This is a genomic window from Rhizobium sp. 57MFTsu3.2, from assembly GCF_012932765.1.
Lineage (GTDB): Bacteria > Pseudomonadota > Alphaproteobacteria > Rhizobiales > Rhizobiaceae > Rhizobium > Rhizobium altiplani.
On sequence record NZ_JDWI01000004.1, the window covers coordinates 217,912 to 233,415 of the forward strand.

The 15,504-nt window shown below is 59.6% G+C and carries 14 protein-coding genes; 7 read left to right on the plus strand and 7 right to left on the minus strand.

The features are described from left to right. Positions 1-159 precede the first annotated feature (159 nt). Positions 160-906: a histidine utilization repressor gene (hutC, locus tag AF71_RS06920; RefSeq protein ID WP_029792280.1), complete on the plus strand. Its 747-nt coding sequence runs from the start codon at positions 160-162 to the stop codon at positions 904-906. A 117-nt stretch (positions 907-1,023) separates the two neighbouring features. Here hutC and AF71_RS06925 read toward each other — a convergent pair whose 3' ends face one another. The 4 genes from AF71_RS06925 to AF71_RS06940 form a co-directional block, all read right to left on the minus strand. After that, positions 1,024-2,223: a mandelate racemase/muconate lactonizing enzyme family protein gene (locus AF71_RS06925; protein WP_169680516.1), complete on the minus strand. Its 1,200-nt coding sequence runs from the start codon at positions 2,221-2,223 to the stop codon at positions 1,024-1,026. Positions 2,224-2,240: 17 nt separating this feature from the next. Next, complete coding sequence (locus AF71_RS06930) at positions 2,241-3,602, minus strand: mandelate racemase/muconate lactonizing enzyme family protein (protein ID WP_169680518.1); 1,362 nt, start codon at positions 3,600-3,602, stop codon at positions 2,241-2,243. A 64-nt stretch (positions 3,603-3,666) separates the two neighbouring features. Beyond that, complete coding sequence (locus AF71_RS06935) at positions 3,667-4,833, minus strand: mandelate racemase/muconate lactonizing enzyme family protein (RefSeq protein WP_169680520.1); 1,167 nt, start codon at positions 4,831-4,833, stop codon at positions 3,667-3,669. Between the two features lie 54 nt (positions 4,834-4,887). Next, positions 4,888-5,598, minus strand: coding sequence for a GntR family transcriptional regulator (locus tag AF71_RS06940; protein WP_062369108.1), 711 nt, complete (start codon positions 5,596-5,598; stop codon positions 4,888-4,890). A gap of 210 nt (positions 5,599-5,808) precedes the next feature. Between AF71_RS06940 and AF71_RS06945 the strand changes: the two genes are divergently transcribed. The 6 genes from AF71_RS06945 (at position 5,809) to AF71_RS06970 (ending at position 12,280) form a co-directional block, all read left to right on the plus strand. Continuing rightward, entirely contained in the window at positions 5,809-7,287 is a 1,479-nt protein-coding gene (locus AF71_RS06945; protein WP_169680522.1) for a sugar ABC transporter substrate-binding protein, read from the plus strand. A gap of 71 nt (positions 7,288-7,358) precedes the next feature. Further along, complete coding sequence (locus tag AF71_RS06950) at positions 7,359-8,318, plus strand: sugar ABC transporter permease (RefSeq protein WP_169680524.1); 960 nt, start codon at positions 7,359-7,361, stop codon at positions 8,316-8,318. Further along, the gene (locus AF71_RS06955; protein WP_169680526.1) at positions 8,315-9,205 is read left to right on the plus strand and encodes a carbohydrate ABC transporter permease; all 891 of its coding nucleotides are present in this window, start codon (positions 8,315-8,317) and stop codon (positions 9,203-9,205) included. The genes AF71_RS06950 and AF71_RS06955 overlap by 4 nt, the downstream gene beginning before the upstream one ends. A gap of 11 nt (positions 9,206-9,216) precedes the next feature. Then, positions 9,217-10,314, plus strand: a complete 1,098-nt coding sequence (locus AF71_RS06960; RefSeq protein ID WP_169680528.1) for an ABC transporter ATP-binding protein — start codon at positions 9,217-9,219, stop codon at positions 10,312-10,314. Between the two features lie 33 nt (positions 10,315-10,347). Beyond that, a complete protein-coding gene (locus AF71_RS06965) occupies positions 10,348-11,511 on the plus strand; it encodes a mandelate racemase/muconate lactonizing enzyme family protein (protein ID WP_169680530.1) in 1,164 nt (387 codons plus the stop codon). A gap of 22 nt (positions 11,512-11,533) precedes the next feature. Further along, positions 11,534-12,280: a ribonuclease activity regulator RraA gene (locus AF71_RS06970; protein WP_025660642.1), complete on the plus strand. Its 747-nt coding sequence runs from the start codon at positions 11,534-11,536 to the stop codon at positions 12,278-12,280. Positions 12,281-12,526: 246 nt separating this feature from the next. On the opposite strand, the gene AF71_RS06975 is transcribed toward AF71_RS06970, so the two are convergent. From AF71_RS06975 to AF71_RS06985, 3 genes are all read right to left on the minus strand, one after another. Then, the gene (locus AF71_RS06975; RefSeq protein WP_169680532.1) at positions 12,527-13,426 is read right to left on the minus strand and encodes a sugar phosphate isomerase/epimerase; all 900 of its coding nucleotides are present in this window, start codon (positions 13,424-13,426) and stop codon (positions 12,527-12,529) included. 83 nt (positions 13,427-13,509) lie between these two features. Further along, on the minus strand, positions 13,510-14,448 hold the full coding sequence (locus AF71_RS06980; protein ID WP_029792295.1) for an ABC transporter substrate-binding protein: 939 nt from the start codon (positions 14,446-14,448) through the stop codon (positions 13,510-13,512). A gap of 65 nt (positions 14,449-14,513) precedes the next feature. Beyond that, positions 14,514-15,488, minus strand: a complete 975-nt coding sequence (locus AF71_RS06985; RefSeq protein WP_245307374.1) for a ribose ABC transporter permease — start codon at positions 15,486-15,488, stop codon at positions 14,514-14,516. Positions 15,489-15,504 lie beyond the last annotated feature (16 nt).

A 15,504-nucleotide genomic window follows, 5' to 3' on the forward strand; every position in this document is an offset into this window, starting at 1 on the left:
CCTTGCGGTCCGACACCGGTCTTCGCCGGCTTGCTCGACGCCGACCTTGTTGATCGATCTTTCGAGAGGTTGTATATGGTACCATATGAGATATTTTGTGTTATGCAAGAGGAAAGTCGACTTATCGAGCGGATTCCGCGATTGCAAAGGGAATAGGCAATGAAGCGTCCAAGCGAGATGATGAGGGATAACGATACCGCACCGCTCTACGCCGGCGTCAAGCAGATGATACTCGACCGCATCCATAGCGGCGAGTGGCCTCCGAAGCATCGCGTGCCTTCCGAAAACGAATTGGTGAACGAACTCGGCGTCAGCAAGATGACCGCCAACAGGGCATTGCGTGAACTCGCAAACGAAGGCGAGCTGGTTCGCATCCAGGGCGTCGGCTCCTTTGTCGCGGAGCGCAAGGGGTATTCGGCCCTGTTCGAGGTGCGCAATATTGCCGAAGAGATTGCTGAGCGCGGCAACGCGCATGAGGCCTCGGTGGTGATTTTGGCGCAGGAGACAGCATCTCCCGAGACGGCCGACGCGCTGGAGCTCGACATCGGCGCACCTGTCTTTCACTCCCTGATCGTGCACAGCGAAAACGGCGTGCCGGTGCAGATCGAAGACCGGTTCGTCAATCCGGCAGCAGCCCCCGACTATCTGGCGCAGGACTTTGCCTCTCTGACCCCAAACGCCTATCTGACGGCTGCCGCCCCGCTGAGCGGATCCGAGCACATCGTCGAGGCGGCCATGCCGCAGTCCTGGGAGTGCAAGCTCCTGACGATCCTGAAGAGCGAGCCTTGCCTGGCCATCCGCCGCCGCACCTGGTCCGGGCGGCACGTCGTCTCCACCGCCCGCCTCATCTATCCCGGCAACCGCTACCGGCTCGAGGCTCGCACCGGCAAGGTATTCGAGGAATAGTGGTCAGTTGTATATGGAACACGATTTACGAGAAGCCACCCCTAAGGATGCGGGAATATAGAAGACGCGGACCGGTTTCGCCGCTCATATCGCTACTGCGGGCAAGTGGAGAAAGATTCAGTCGAAAAAGCCCGCATCCTCTTCCCTCAGATATCTCCTGGCCGCTTCAGCGTCGATATCGAGGCCTAGCCCCGGCGCTTCCAGCAGGTCCACCATGCTGTCCTTCACGATCTGCGGCGGCAAGCCGATTACCAGATCCTCCCACCAGGGATCGGAGGCGGTGGGATATTCGAAGGCGATGTAATTTGCCGGCAAGGTGGCGCAGACATTGATCAACGCGCCGAGGCCGAGCAGACCGTTGGCAGTGCCGTGCGGCGCCATCAGGATCGAGTGCATGTAGGCGTGCTCTGCGATCCATTTGAGCTCGGCAATGCCTCCGACATCGGCTGGATCGGGGCCGATGACGCGTACCGCCTGCGTTTCGATCAGCTCCTTGAAATTGTGTCGCAGGTAGATCTGCTCACCAGTGTGGATTGGCGTCGATGTGGAGGTGGTCAGCTCCCGATAGGCCTGCGGATTGACCCATGGCACGTAGTCGCCAGTCAGCATGTCCTCGAGCCACATCAAATTGTACTTCTCGACCGCGCGGGCGAACTTGATCGCATCGGGCAGCATCCAGCCGGGGCCGCAGTCGAGCGCCAGGCTGACCTTGTCGCCCAGCACTTCCTTCATTGCGATCACGCAGTCGATCATGTGATTGAAACCGCGCTCGCTGATCATGCCCTGATCCATGGCGCCGTGATAGCCGGCCTTCTTCTGCGTCACGCCGTAGTGGAAGCCCTCGATGGTGTCCTTCATGTTGGAGTGGAACGAGATCCCTTGCTTGATCATGAAGAAGTTCTGCGGCTGCTCCATCATCCATTTGACGTCAGCGGCGTAATCCTCCGGCCGGTCGCCTGTGCGTTTTTGGCGAACCGAACCGTTGTAGACGCGCACCTTGTCCCGCACCTTGCCGCCGAGCAGTTTATAGGCGGGCACGCCCGCGGCCTTGCCAGCAATATCCCACAACGCATGCTCAATAGCGCTCACCGCGGCGCCGTACGGCTTGAAGGAGCCGCGTTGGCGGATCTTCAGCATTATTCTCTCGACGTCGGTCGGGTCCTCGCCGACCAGCGCCTCGCGGAAATGCAGCACAAAGGGCTTGAGGTAGGACTTGGTGAATTCGACTTCGCCCAGGCCATAGAGGCCCTCGTCCGTAACGATGCGGACGATCGGGTGCTTGCCGATAACGGCGCAGCGCAGATCGGTGATCTTCATCTTCGTTCCTTTGTTCCTCAGCTCCAGGTGCGATCCCAGGAATACTCATTGTCCCAGTGATCCGTAGGCTGCCAAATGCCGGTGACACCCGGCTGCAGATGCCGCGAGATCACCTCGTCGACGACGTCGTCAATCCCGAGCCCCGGCTTGTCCGGAACAGTGATGAAGCCGTTCTTCACCAGCGGTTTGGGAAGGCCCGTGACGATATCGTCCCACCAGTCGACATCGGCGGAGTGGTATTCGAGCGCCATGAAATTTTCGGTCGCGGTCGCGACATGTGCCGCAGCCATTGCGGCGATTGGACTTTCCGCCATATGGATGGCCATGGCGACACCATCGTCCTGCGCCATGTCGCCAATCTTCTTGGTCTCGAGGATGCCCCCGCTGGTGAGCAGGTCCGGGTGGATAACGGAGACGCCGCCGCTCTTGAGCAGAGGCTCGAAGCCCTCCTTGAGATAGATATCCTCGCCGGTGCAGATCGGCACCGTGGTGGCCTCCTGCAGTCGCTGGTACTGCTCGGTGTATTGCCAAGGGATCACATCCTCGAGCCAGGCTGGCACGTATTTTTCAATTCGCCTGGCGAGGCGAATGCCGTTCTGCAACGAGATATGGCCGATATGGTCGATCGCGAGCGGCACATCCATGCCGATGACCTCCCGAACCTCGGCGATGTATTGCTCAAGCAGGTCGAGGCCCTTGTCGGAAAAGTGAAGGCCGGTAAACGGGTGCTGGACGTTATGCAAATCGTACGCAGCGTTGCGGACGCGCCGCTCGTCATTGGTCTTCAGCGGCCCGCGAGTGGGACTTTGGCGGTAGCCTTCCAGTGAGCCGGCCGGAAACACGACCGCACCGGGCACATCCGCGATCTGCATCAGCCCAAGATCCATCTTGAGGAAGGTGAAGCCGAGCTCCATGCGCTGCTTGAGGCGCTTTCCGGTCTCGGTGCCGCTCGGCACGGTGGCGTCGGTATCGCAGTAGACACGCACTTTTTCCCGAAACCGGCCGCCGAGCATCTGGTAGATTGGGACGCCGTAGGCCTTGCCGGCCAGATCCCACAACGCGATTTCAACCGCCGATACACCACCGCCCTGCCGGCCGTGTCCGCCGAACTGCTTGATCCGGCGAAACAGTCGATCGATGTTGCAAGGGTTCTCGCCAAGCAACCGGCTCTTCAGCATCAGGGCGTAGGTGGCGCTGGCACCGTCACGCACCTCGCCAAGCCCGACGATGCCCTGGTTGGTGTAAATCTTGAGCAGCACCGAGGTGAACGGCGCGCCGACAATTTCGGCTACCCGCATGTCGGTGATGCGAAGGTCGGACGGCTTGGAATGCATGTTCACCCGATTGAGCGCCTCGTCGGCTCCATTTGCCTCTGGCATGACTTGTCCTCGTTTTGGTGGGTGGGGCTCGTCGCCGCGCTCGCTGGGGCGGCGTAAAGCGTTGCTAGGCCAGCTCTATCTCGTGGTCTTGAAGGTAGTCGCGGTTCATTTCAACGCCGAGACCGGGCCTCGGCGCAAGCTTGAGGCTGCCGTTCGAAACATCGAGTGGTCTGTCGATGAGGTGATCGTATTTGCCGAGGTTCCACTCCGACGTTTCGAGTTTGTAGAAGTTGGGAACGGTCATCATCACCTGCGCTCCAGCAACCACGTTGATCGGCCCTGCGGCGTCATGCGGCGAGACCGGGATGTAGTAGGCTTCGCACAGGGCAGAAATCTTCTTGAGTTCAGTAATGCCACCGGTCCAGGTGACATCAGGCATGATGTAGTCAGCGAGCCTGTTTTCCAGCACCGGCACGAAATCCCACTTGGTGTGGCCGCGCTCGCCCCACGAGATGGCGGCGCTGACCTTCTCACGGACCTGTCGGAGAGCATTGAGGCTCTCCGGCGGACAGGGCTCCTCGAACCAGTCGATCTGACCAGCTTCCTCGAGGCTTCGACAAAGGCGAATGGCCGTCGGAACGTCGAACCGGCCATGCGCATCGATGAGAATGTCGACATCAGAGCCTGCCGTTTCCCGGATCAGAGCCGTGAGTTCGGCGGCTTCGCGCTCATCCTTGCGGGACATGCTGCCATCGAGGTACCCGTCCCGCTGTTCGCGAGGCTGGCCATCGGCGACGCGCCCTTGGTAGGGGAAGGGATCGAACTTGAGGGCAGTGTGGCCGGATTCGACGATATCGCGAATTTCGCGGACGACAGCCTCCTTGCTGGTAAATTTGGCCTGGTTGGGGTGGGTGTAGAGCGCAATTTCATCGCGCACAGCTCCACCCAACAGCTCGTAAATCGGCTTGCCGAGTACCTTGCCTCGTATGTCCCAGAGAGCAATGTCAACGGCGCTCACGCATTCGACCGCGGCCCCGCGACTGCCCATGTAGGTGAAGCTGCGGAATATCTTGTGCCACAGATACTCGATACGCGCCGGGTCCTCGCCGGCTACGGCGGCACCGATCTGCCGCAGGATCGTGCAGAGGGCGCGATTGGCAAGCCTTGTCGTTGTGGTGATCTCTCCCCAACCGCTCACCCCCTCATCCGTCGTCACTTCGACGAACAGAAACTCTCCCCAATAAGAAGCATCGGACTTGATCAGCCACGGCCGCACGCTTGTGATTTTCATCTCAACTGCCTTTATCCGAAGTGGTTGGGATAACGATATTCCAGGCGATCTTTTCTATCCTGCCCGAGCGGCGTTGCGTGCACGCATGTGTTCGAGGATATGTCGGCCGGAGCCCTCGACATGGCGCGCAATAAGCTCGGCTGCCTCGTTCGCGTTGCCCGCCTTTACGTGCTCGATGAGCTCTCGATGCTCGCTAAGGATCGCCGCACGCCGGGCGAGTGTGAAGTTGAAACGCCGGCTCACGGCTCGAAGCACTTCGCGATGCTTCCACCAAAGCTCGGCGGCATGGCGGTTATAGTGCCTCTGGTACATTACGGTGTGAAAGGCGGTGTCGAGCTCACTGTGCCTGAGCGTGTCGGCGAAGTCGTTCTCTTCAATCAGCGCCTGGATGCGTTCGAGTTCAGCAATGTCTTCGACGGTCGCCATGCTGACGAACCATCGCGTCAGTGCCGGCTCGATCAAGACTCCGATCTCGTAGATGTCCCGAACAAAATCCTGGTCAATCGGCCGGACGCGCGCTCCGCGGTTGGGAACAAGGGTCACAAAGCCCTCCCCGCGCAGCAGCTGCAGAGCCTCGCGCACGGGGTTGGTCGAGGTGCCGTGACGTCGGGCGAGATCGGTGACCACCAGCCGTTCGTTGGCGGCGAGCCGCCCTTCGATGATGTCTTCCCTGATCAGTTGATAGAGCGAGGCACCCTCGCTGGAGGCCCCGATCGCGTCGATCCCTTCGGGTGGCTGTGCTTTGAAATCGCTCGTATCGGCCAAGACTGTCCCCAATTAATACACGCCTTGCTTAAATATCACGCGAGGCTCCTCCAAACAATGTACGATTTCGCCGGTTGACAGGCAATCGACGATCTGAAAACGTATGATTAGCTTTAAGGCATACACTGGATACAAACGTCCTGGGGCCGAGGAGCAAAAGACCGCTCGCCTTGAGGCAGGGCGGCATGGGAGCGAACCCGGAGGATACCTATGACGAGGATTTCACTCGGAGGTGCCGTCCTGCGCGGCACTGTCTCAACCGCTTTGATGATATCGTTGATGTCTGCGTCGGCGCTCGGTGCGTCGATCGATTTGAGCAAGTGGTCGCCGCAATATGTGCGCTCCATTGCCGGCACCCAGAATTTTGACACGGCGGGCGATTGCGCCAAGGTCACCCCGCTCGACTATAAGGGGCGACTGACTTTCTGGTATCAGGGCGTGTTCGAGGGCGACCCCGACCTCCTGCGCGAGTATTACAAGGACTTCTTCCAGACCTTCCGCAAAACCTATCCAAACATCCAGCTTGAGGAACAGGCTCTCACCTATAACGACCTGCTGGACAAGTTCCGGACCGCACTCCTTGGCAATGCAGCACCGATGGCGGTCCGCCTGCAGATCCTCGGCGGCACGGAGTTTGCCTCAAAGGGCTATTTGCAGCCGCTCAAACCCGAGGATGTAGGGTATTCGACCGAGGATTTCTGGCCGGGCGCAATGAAGGCTGTAACCTGGGATGGGGTGACCTACGGCATACCCACCAACAACGAAACGATGGCTTTCATCTGGAACGCCGACATCTTCAAGCGTGCAGGCCTTGATCCGGACAAGGCTCCGGCAACCTGGGACGACGTCGTCAAGTATTCCAAGCAGATCCACGACAAGCTCGGCATTGCCGGCTATGGCCTCGTGGCGCGCAAGAATGCCGGCAATACACCGTACCGCTTCATGCCTCAGCTGTGGGCCTATGGCGGCGGCGTCTTCGACGAAGCCACGGCCAACCCGACGTATAAGGTGGTCGAGCTGAACTCCCCGCAGAGCAAGGCGGCACTGCAAGCCTCCTACGATATGTATGTGCGCGACAAGTCGGTTCCGGTTTCGGCGCTTACCAACCAGCAGGCCGACAACCAGCCCCTCTTCCTCGCTGGCCAGCTCGGCATGATGATCTCGCACCCGTCCGACTACAACGTCATGCTCGACCTGCAGAAAAAGGCGACGGATACCGACAAGGTCAAGGCGCAGACGGTAATCGACAACATGCGCTATGGCCTCATTCCCACCGGCCCGGACGGCAAGCGTGCCGTCGTGTTTGGCGGCTCCAACATTCATATCCTGAAGCCCGAATATGTGGAGGGCGGCAAGGTAGACGAGCCGGCTGCAAAGGCTATCATCTGCATGTGGACGAGCCCGGAATGGTCGCTGAAGATGGCCTATGCCGGCTCGAACCCGGGAAACCTTAACGGCTTCAAGACCAAATGGATGAAGGAACGTCTTGACAGCATCAAGTTCCTCGATGTCACCACCTCGATGCTGCCATACGGCATCCCGTTCCCGGCGCTGCCGCAGTCCCCCGAGATCATGAACATCATCGTCCCGGACATGCTGCAGAATGCCCTGACCGGAGCCATGACCGTCGACCAAGCAGCGGACGACGCAGCCAAGAAGGTAAAAGACCTGACGGATGGCGGACTCTAGTCCGGGCCTGACGATCTGACCGGCTGCGCTGATTGCAGCCGGTTTGCTCCGAAGAACAAGGGTGCGGCACAGTGACGATCTTGACTGGCAAGGCCGAGGTTAGCCGAAGACTGCACCCCGACAGGTCCGGCGTGCTGCGAAAGATGTGGGAGCATCGCGCTGACTACGCATACGTGCTTCCTGCGATTGCTGTGATGCTTGTCGTCATAGCCTACCCCATCTACTACACGGTCGAGCTGTCTTTCTTCAATACACCGCCTGGCCTGCAGCTTCGGGACAAGATCTTCGTCGGCCTAGACAACTACATCGCCATCCTCACAAGTCCGGTGTTCTGGAAGGTCACCTCGAACACTCTCATCTGGACACTGGGATCGACCTTCATCTCATTTGTCCTGGGATTTGCCTGTGCCCTGGCGCTCCATCGCGACTTTATCGGCCGGGGCATCCTGCGTGCCATCCTGATCATTCCCTGGGTCATCAGCGCGGTTGCCGCGTCCTATATCTGGAAGTGGATCTACCATTCGGACTTCGGGATCATTGGCGCGGTGCTTGTCGGCCTCGGACTGGCCGACCGGCCGCCGAATTTCATCGACAGCGTCAGCACGGTGCTGCCCTCGCTGATCGTCGTCAATATCTGGCGAGAGTTTCCATTTGCGATGATCATGATGATGGCCGGCCTGCAGACGGTTCCCGACCAGTTGCTGCGCGCCGCAAAAGTCGACGGGGCCAATGCATGGCAGCGGTTCTGGCACGTCACCTTTCCGCACCTGAGAAACGTTTCGACGGTGACGATCCTTCTGCTGGCGGTGGCCAACTTCAATTCCTTCATCATTCCCTGGATCATGACCGGCGGCGGGCCGTCGAATGCATCGCATATCTGGATCACCCACATCTATGAACTCGCCTTCGGCCGCCAGCGCTGGGGGGTGGCGTCGGCCTATTCTGTGCTGCTGTTCGTGATCCTGATGTCGCTCGGCTACTTCTACGTCCGTGCGCTGAGCGGCAACGAACAGAAGGATGGAAATGAATGAGCACGATTGCCGAAACTGCTCATCGAGGGCAGGCGCGCCGCCGCAGGCGCATTGATGGATGGCGCTGGGGCGGACGCATCTTCCTTGTGTTCATGCTGCTTTACACCGCATTACCGATGATCTGGATGCTGATCACCTCGATCAAGTCAGGTTTCGCGGCCATGCAATTCCCGCCGCAATGGTGGCCGGACCAGCCCACGCTTGCCAGCTACCAGAAGCTGCTCGACCCGCAAAACAGCGTCGGCCAGGACTTCCTGCGCTTCTTCTGGAACAGCCTTTTCGTCTCCACCGCCACAACCATCCTTTCGGTGATCGTGGCAGTTCCTGCTGCCTACGCCTTTTCACGCTTCACCTTCCCGGGCCGGAACTTTCTGTTCTTCACCGTCTTGCTTCGGAACATGTTCCCGGCGGTGATCTTTCTCGTGCCGCTCTTCATCCTGATGCGCGCGATCGGACTCGTGAATACGCATGGGTCGCTCATCCTTACCTACCTCACATTCGGCCTGCCGCTGGCAATCTGGCTCCTCAAGGGCTTCTACGACAACATCCCGGTGCAACTCGAGCAGGCGGCGCGCATCGACGGGGCCACGCGGTTCCAGGCATTTGTCCTCATCGTGATGCCGCTCTCGGCGCCAGGCATCATCGCCACGGCGATCTACTCCTTCATTGGCGCGTGGAACGAGTACATCTACGCCTACACCTTCCTCTCCAAGAACGAGCAGTTGACACTGCCCGTCGGCATCCAGCGCTTCTTCTCGGAAAATACAACGGACTTTCCGGGCCTGATGGCGGCCAGCTTCATGATGAGCGTGCCCGTCGTGGTCCTGTTCCTCGTCCTGCAACGATACTTCGTACGCGCACTCACAGAAGGCGCAGTCAAGCACTAGGGGAGTTGCCGGTGGCCCACGTGGTCCTCAAGAATCTGGTCAAGACCTATGGCAGCTTCAAAGCTGTCAACAATGTTTCGCTGACGGTCAACGACGGCGAATTCGTTGCGCTCGTCGGCCCTTCAGGCTGCGGCAAGACAACCACACTCAATCTTGTGGCCGGGCTCATCCCCATCACCTCCGGCGACATCGTCATCGGCGACCAGGTGGTCAACGATCTCGACCCCAAGGACCGGGACATCGCAATGGTGTTCCAGAACTACGCGCTCTATCCGCAGAAATCGGTCTATAAAAATCTGGCGTTCCCGCTGCAGATGCGCAAGTTGCCAAGGAACGAGATCGACAAGAAGGTCAGGGAAGCAGCGCGAGTGCTCGACATGACCCAGCTGCTCGAGCGCAAGCCACGCGAACTTTCGGGCGGGCAACAGCAGCGCGTGGCGCTGGGCCGCGCCCTCGTTCGCGATCCGGCGGTATTCCTGATGGATGAGCCACTCTCCAACCTCGACGCAAAGCTGCGCGTGCAGATGCGCTCGGAGATCAAGCGCTTCCACCAGGACCTCAAGGCGACGGTCATCTACGTGACGCACGACCAACTCGAAGCGGTCACGATGGCAGACAGGATGGCGGTGATGAATGGCGGCTACCTGCAGCAATACGATTCACCGGCACAGGTCTTTGCCCATCCGGTGAACATGTTCGTCGCGAGCTTCGTCGGCAGCCCGGCAATGAGCCTTGTTCCGCTGGAGGCATCAACGGCAAGCGGCAATACTGTGCTGACAAGCCCGGAGGGCTGGTGCCTCGAGCTCTCGCCAATCAACGCCCAGAAGGTCGCAAGGGCAACAACCAGGAAAGTTGTGCTCGGCGCACGTCATTCGACGATCAGGCTGCACAAGAGTGCGATGCCTGGATGCGTCCCCGCCAAGGCCTACACGGTGGAGCCGACCGGGGACGTCACCTTCGTACAGGCGTTTCTGTCCGGAGCCATCGTCAATGTCAGCGTGCCGCCGACCATTGCCGTGGCGCCCGACGAACAGATCTGGCTCGAGTTCGATCAGGAGCGGATGCATCTGTTCGACGGCGAAACGGAAATGGCCCTCAAGGCCGACTGAGACCAAGCGGATGCGTGTGAACCGAGGGCGTGGATGACCACGAAGCTTAAAATCACGGCGATCAAGCCCTATCCGGTATGGGTCGGAACGCGCAACCAGATGCTGGTCAAGGTCGAGACCGACAACGGCATCTTCGGCTGGGGCGAGAGCGGCTTGAGCGGTCGCGAGAAGGCCGTCGCCGGCGCGATCGAGCACTATCGCGAGTTTCTCATCGGCCGCGACCCGATGCAGATTGGTCGGATATGGCAAGAAGTCTATCGCAGCCAATATTTCGAAGGCGGGCGCGTTCTGCAGGCCGCGATTTCCGCCATCGACATTGCCCTTCACGACATCAAGGGCAAGGCGCTTGGGGTGCCGGCCTACGAACTGCTGGGCGGCAAGCAGCGCGACCGGATTCCCACCTTCGCCTCGACCGGCGACGAGGCCGAGGGCGATGTTGCCATCGAACGGGCCCGCGAACTGCGCGCACAAGGGTGGCAGGCGATCCGCTTCTTCCCCGTCGGGCAAAACAGCAAGGACATCTTTGAGCCGCGGGAGTCGATCGCCGTTACCGCAACTATGCTGAACAAGGCGCGCGAGGCGCTGGGCGACGAGGTCGTCCTCGGCATCGACTATCATCATCGGCTGTCGGTGGCAGAGGCGGCGAGCTTCTGTAACAAGCTCGGCCATGGCGTGCTTGATTTCCTCGAGGAGCCGATACGCGACGAGACACCAGAAGCCTACGAGTCCCTGCGCAGGATGACCGACATCCCGTTCGCCATCGGCGAGGAATTTGCCAGCAAGTGGCAATTCCTGCCCTACATCGAGCGTGGCATCCATCAGTTCAACCGGCTCGATGTTTGCAATGTTGGCGGGCTCACCGAGGCGATGAAGGTCGCCGGCTGGAGCGAGGCGCACTACGTGGACCTGATGCCGCACAATCCCCTCGGCCCAGTCTGCACGGCCGCGACCATCCATCTCGCCGCCGCGGTACCGAATTTCGCCTGGCTCGAGACCAGGGCGCCCGAAGCAAAGCTGGGCTTCGACAATTCCGACTTCTTCCCCGTGCAACCAAGGCTCGACGGCCCCGACTATCCGGTCAGCGATCTGCCAGGGCTCGGCGTCGAGGTCAACGAAGAGGCGGTCAAGGCAGAGAGCTTTCGTTTCTGGGAAGCGCCTCACCTGAAGCGCCGCGACGGTTCTGTCACAAACTGGTAGTTTCATCCAACGGGAGCCTGGAATGACACATATGCCCGAGATTACGCGACCGCCCAGAGAGATGATCGACGCATTGAAGGAAATCGGCGCCGCGACGATCTCCGGCACGCTAGGCCACATGGGCTTCCGCAATCCGCACATGGTCGGTCCTGTGCCGCAAAATCACGGCAAGTCGATCGTCGGGCCGGCCTTGACGCTTCAATTCATGCCGCAGCGGCCCGACCTCTTCACCGAGGGAGAATATGCAGATCCGGAGACGCAGTTGCACCGCCATGTGCTTTACCACGTGCAGGAGGGCGATGTGGTCGTCGTCGACGCGCGCGGCGACATGAGCTCGGGCGTCTTCGGCGATATGATGTCGACCTATTTCAAAGGCAGAGGCGGCGCTGGCATCGTGATCGACGGGTGCATGCGCGACCGGCCCAATGTCGAGAAGCTGGATCTGCCTCTATGGCTGCGCGGCTGGACGCCCAACTATCATGTGCAGACCGGCATCTATCCCAACGCCGTCAACGTTCCAATTGCCTGCGGCGGTGTCACGGTAATCCCCGGAGACATCATCGTCGCCGACGATGACGGGGTGGTCGTGCTTCCAGTCGCAATGGCTGCGAGCGTAATCGAAGAATCGCAAAAGCATCACGACTGGGAGGAGTTTTCGCGAATGAAACTCATGGAGGGCGGATCGTTGCAACGCTACTATCCGCTGCATGACGATGCCCGCGGAGAGTACGAAGAGTGGCGCAAAACAAATCGCTTGGGAACGACCTAGCCAAGGGATTACCCAAGGCGGGCGGCGAACTTTCTCCGGATATCGCCGGCGTCTACACAAAAAGCATGGAACCAAATTTCGCCTGACCGGGCGGCCCAGCGGGCGAAAGGACAACCGGTATGTCTGGCGCGCCGCATTTCCTGAAGAACGGCTATGCGCGAAGCCAGCCGTTCCGGGGACGGTTCGTGCGATTGAAAAGCCGTCGCTCAATGCGCCTACCGCATGAGTATGCGGTAGGGCCCATTCCTACGACCATGTCAAATGCGTCTGCTTGACCAGTTCGGCCCTGCGCTCGGCGGTTTCCAGCCCAAGTTCGATAAACTGACGGGCATGCCTCGCAAGCGCAACGTTATCGTCCCAGAGATTGCGCCAGATGGCCGTCTTCAATGAGAGGTCCTTGTCGACGATCGCAGTGGAGAAAGATTCAAAGGTTACATAGTCATCCCAACCGATCGCCACGAGAGCGTCGAAGATGGTGGCGAAATCGATATTTCCGGTGCCGAGGTAACCGCGGTGGCTTTCCCCGATATGGACATAGCCGATCTTGTCCGCGGCATGACGGATTGCAAGGCCGACGTCGGCCTCTTCGATGTTCATGTGGAAGGTATCGAGATGCAGAAAGACGTTCGCAGCGCCTGTATCTGAAATATAGGCCATCCCCTGCGCCGCCGTATTGAGCATATTGCTCTCGAAGCGATTGACGATTTCGAGGTTGAGCGTAACGCCGGCAGCCTTGGCTCGATCTGCCACTCTCGACAGGGTGGCGACGCTCGTATCCCATCCCTTCTTCGTCAGCGCATGTTCCTGCTTGCCGTGGGCCGAGCTCAATATGCCGGCAAGCTTGGTACCGCCCAGATCGCGCACGAGTGCCACAGCGCGGTCGAGAATATCCTCGCCCTTGGCAACAACTGCCGGATCATGACTGGAGATGTCACCCTCCAAGGGCAGCCCCATGCTGATTGCGACATCAAGGCCAAGTTCCTCGATGCGAGACGCCAGCCACTTCACGTCCACCTGTTTCGGATCGAGGTACGAAAACTCGATAAGCTTGAACTGAAGTTCGTGGGACCTCGATAGAGCTTTATCGAGCTCATCCTTCGACGAGCCGGCACTCCAGACAAATGAGTGGACACCGATCTTGGACATGGGCAAACCGCTTCCTGAGATTTTCATTGAGGGAAGGCGACCCGCCGTGCACGCGGCAACGGCGGGCCACTCGGGAGGAGACCTTAGCGGGCTGCCGTCCAGCCCTTGTAATCCTTGAGGTTTTCAGCCGTGATCAACTTCGGGTCGAGAAGCACCGTCGTTTCGGCCGGCTTCTTGCCATTCAGGACGTCGACGGCCATCTTCAGCGAGTCGCCGGCCATGACGTAGGGATCCTGCGAAGCGGAGGCCTTGATCATCGAGTTGCCGCTGGCGAGCGACTTTTCGATATCAGGAGCGCCGTCGACTGCGGTGATGAAAAACTCGTTCCGGTTCAACTGCTTTGCGGCAAGCTCTGCGCCAATGCCGGTCGGATCGTTGATTGCAAAAACGGCGTCTATCTTGTCGAAGCGCGTCAGCAGTCCCTGCATGACAGCAAGACCACCATCGCGCGATCCCTGGCCGTTCTGGTCGTCAGAAAGGATCTTGATGTCAGGGCTCTTCGACAGGACGTTCTTGCAACCCTGGACGCGATCGAGGATCGAGGACGAGGCCGGGCCGTTAATGATGACAACATTGCCCTTGCCGCTGAGCTTGTCGACGATGTACTGGCAGGCTTCTTCGCCTGCCTTGACGTTGTTTGTCATGACGGTGACGTCTGCACCGGGTGCGGACACGTCAAAGGCGGCGACGATAACGCCGGCGGCCTGAGCCTTCTTGACGGCCGGTGCAATTGCCTTGGCGTCGACAGCGTTGAGCATGATGATGTCAACGCCGGCGGCAATGAAGCTGTCGATCTGCGAAACCTGCTTGTTGAGGTCGTAATCGGCAGAAACAGAGGTCACCTGAACATTCGGATTGATTTCCTTGGCTCGGTCTTCAATGCCCTTGATGGTCGCGACAAAGAATGGATTGCCCAGGAGGCCGACCGAAATGCCGATCTTTTGAAGATCCTTTGCCGCGGCCGGCATTGCAATTGCCGCGGCGAGCGCGGTGGCGGTGAGCAGTTTAGAGATCATGCGCATGCTTTCCTCCTTATGGCGCCTCCTGCGCCTTTGTTATCCGGTAACCCGGTTCCTTCAGCCGCAGCTCAGGTGCGGCTAAGCCCTCTCAGCCTGTAGCGGTCGAGCCCGACGGCAACGATGATGACAAGTCCCTTGATGATGTACTGCCAGATGTCGGAAACCCCGACGAGGATGAGACCGTTCGACAGGACAGCGATGATCAAAGCCCCTATCAGCGTGCCCCAGATCGACCCGACGCCGCCGACGAAACTGGTACCGCCGAGAATGACGGCTGCAATCGCGTCGAGCTCATAAGCCTGGCCAAGCTGCAATCCGTTTGCCGCGTACAGGCGGGCCGCCGACATGACACCGCCGAGGCCCGATAGCAGGCCCGACATCGAATAGACGAACAAAAGCACCAGCGGCACTTTGATGCCCGTAAGGCGTGCAGCCTCGACATTACCGCCAACAGCGTAGATCCAGGTTCCTAGCACCGACCGCTTGAGGATCACCCAGGACACCAGGATCGTCACCAATGCGATGATCGCCAGCCATGGCACGCCGAACAGATTGCCATTGCCGATGAAATCGAAGGGCAGATCGGGATTGAAGACGGTCGTGTCGTTGCCGAGAAGACGGGCAATACCGCGCATTGCCGTTAGCGAACCCAGCGTGACGATGAAGGGCGGGAGTTTCAAAAACGCGATGATAACTCCGTTGATGAGGCCGCATCCCAGTCCGACCGCAATTGCTGCGGGAATCCCAAGCATGCCGACATCCGGCCACAGCGAAACGATGACACCGACCATGGCTGAGGCGGCAAGGATCGATCCGACGGAAAGATCGATGCCGCCCGTCAGAATCACGAATGTCATACCGGCCGCAAGCACGGTGTTGATCGATGCCTGCTGCATGACGATCGACAGATTGTTGACGCTCAGGAAGCGACCGCTGAGAAGATGAAAGCCGACGGCCAAAAGAATGAGGACGGGTAGCATACCAAGGGCGGTCAAGGTCGACCTCAACCTCATCCTGTCTGTTGCTGTCTGTCCGCTCTGCATTGCGCTCATTTCAGGT

Bases quoted from the DNA above. Each gene is read 5' to 3' on its own strand.
- hutC (WP_029792280.1), top strand. From the start codon at position 160: ATGAAGCGTCCAAGCGAGATGATGAGGGATAACGATACCGCACCGCTC.
- AF71_RS06925 (WP_169680516.1), bottom strand. From the start codon at position 2,223: ATGAAGATCACCGATCTGCGCTGCGCCGTTATCGGCAAGCACCCGATC.
- AF71_RS06930 (WP_169680518.1), bottom strand. From the start codon at position 3,602: ATGCCAGAGGCAAATGGAGCCGACGAGGCGCTCAATCGGGTGAACATG.
- AF71_RS06935 (WP_169680520.1), bottom strand. From the start codon at position 4,833: ATGAAAATCACAAGCGTGCGGCCGTGGCTGATCAAGTCCGATGCTTCT.
- AF71_RS06945 (WP_169680522.1), top strand. From the start codon at position 5,809: ATGACGAGGATTTCACTCGGAGGTGCCGTCCTGCGCGGCACTGTCTCA.
- AF71_RS06955 (WP_169680526.1), top strand. From the start codon at position 8,315: ATGAGCACGATTGCCGAAACTGCTCATCGAGGGCAGGCGCGCCGCCGC.
- AF71_RS06965 (WP_169680530.1), top strand. From the start codon at position 10,348: ATGACCACGAAGCTTAAAATCACGGCGATCAAGCCCTATCCGGTATGG.
- AF71_RS06970 (WP_025660642.1), top strand. From the start codon at position 11,534: ATGACACATATGCCCGAGATTACGCGACCGCCCAGAGAGATGATCGAC.
- AF71_RS06975 (WP_169680532.1), bottom strand. From the start codon at position 13,426: ATGTCCAAGATCGGTGTCCACTCATTTGTCTGGAGTGCCGGCTCGTCG.
- AF71_RS06980 (WP_029792295.1), bottom strand. From the start codon at position 14,448: ATGCGCATGATCTCTAAACTGCTCACCGCCACCGCGCTCGCCGCGGCA.
- AF71_RS06985 (WP_245307374.1), bottom strand. From the start codon at position 15,488: ATGCAGAGCGGACAGACAGCAACAGACAGGATGAGGTTGAGGTCGACC.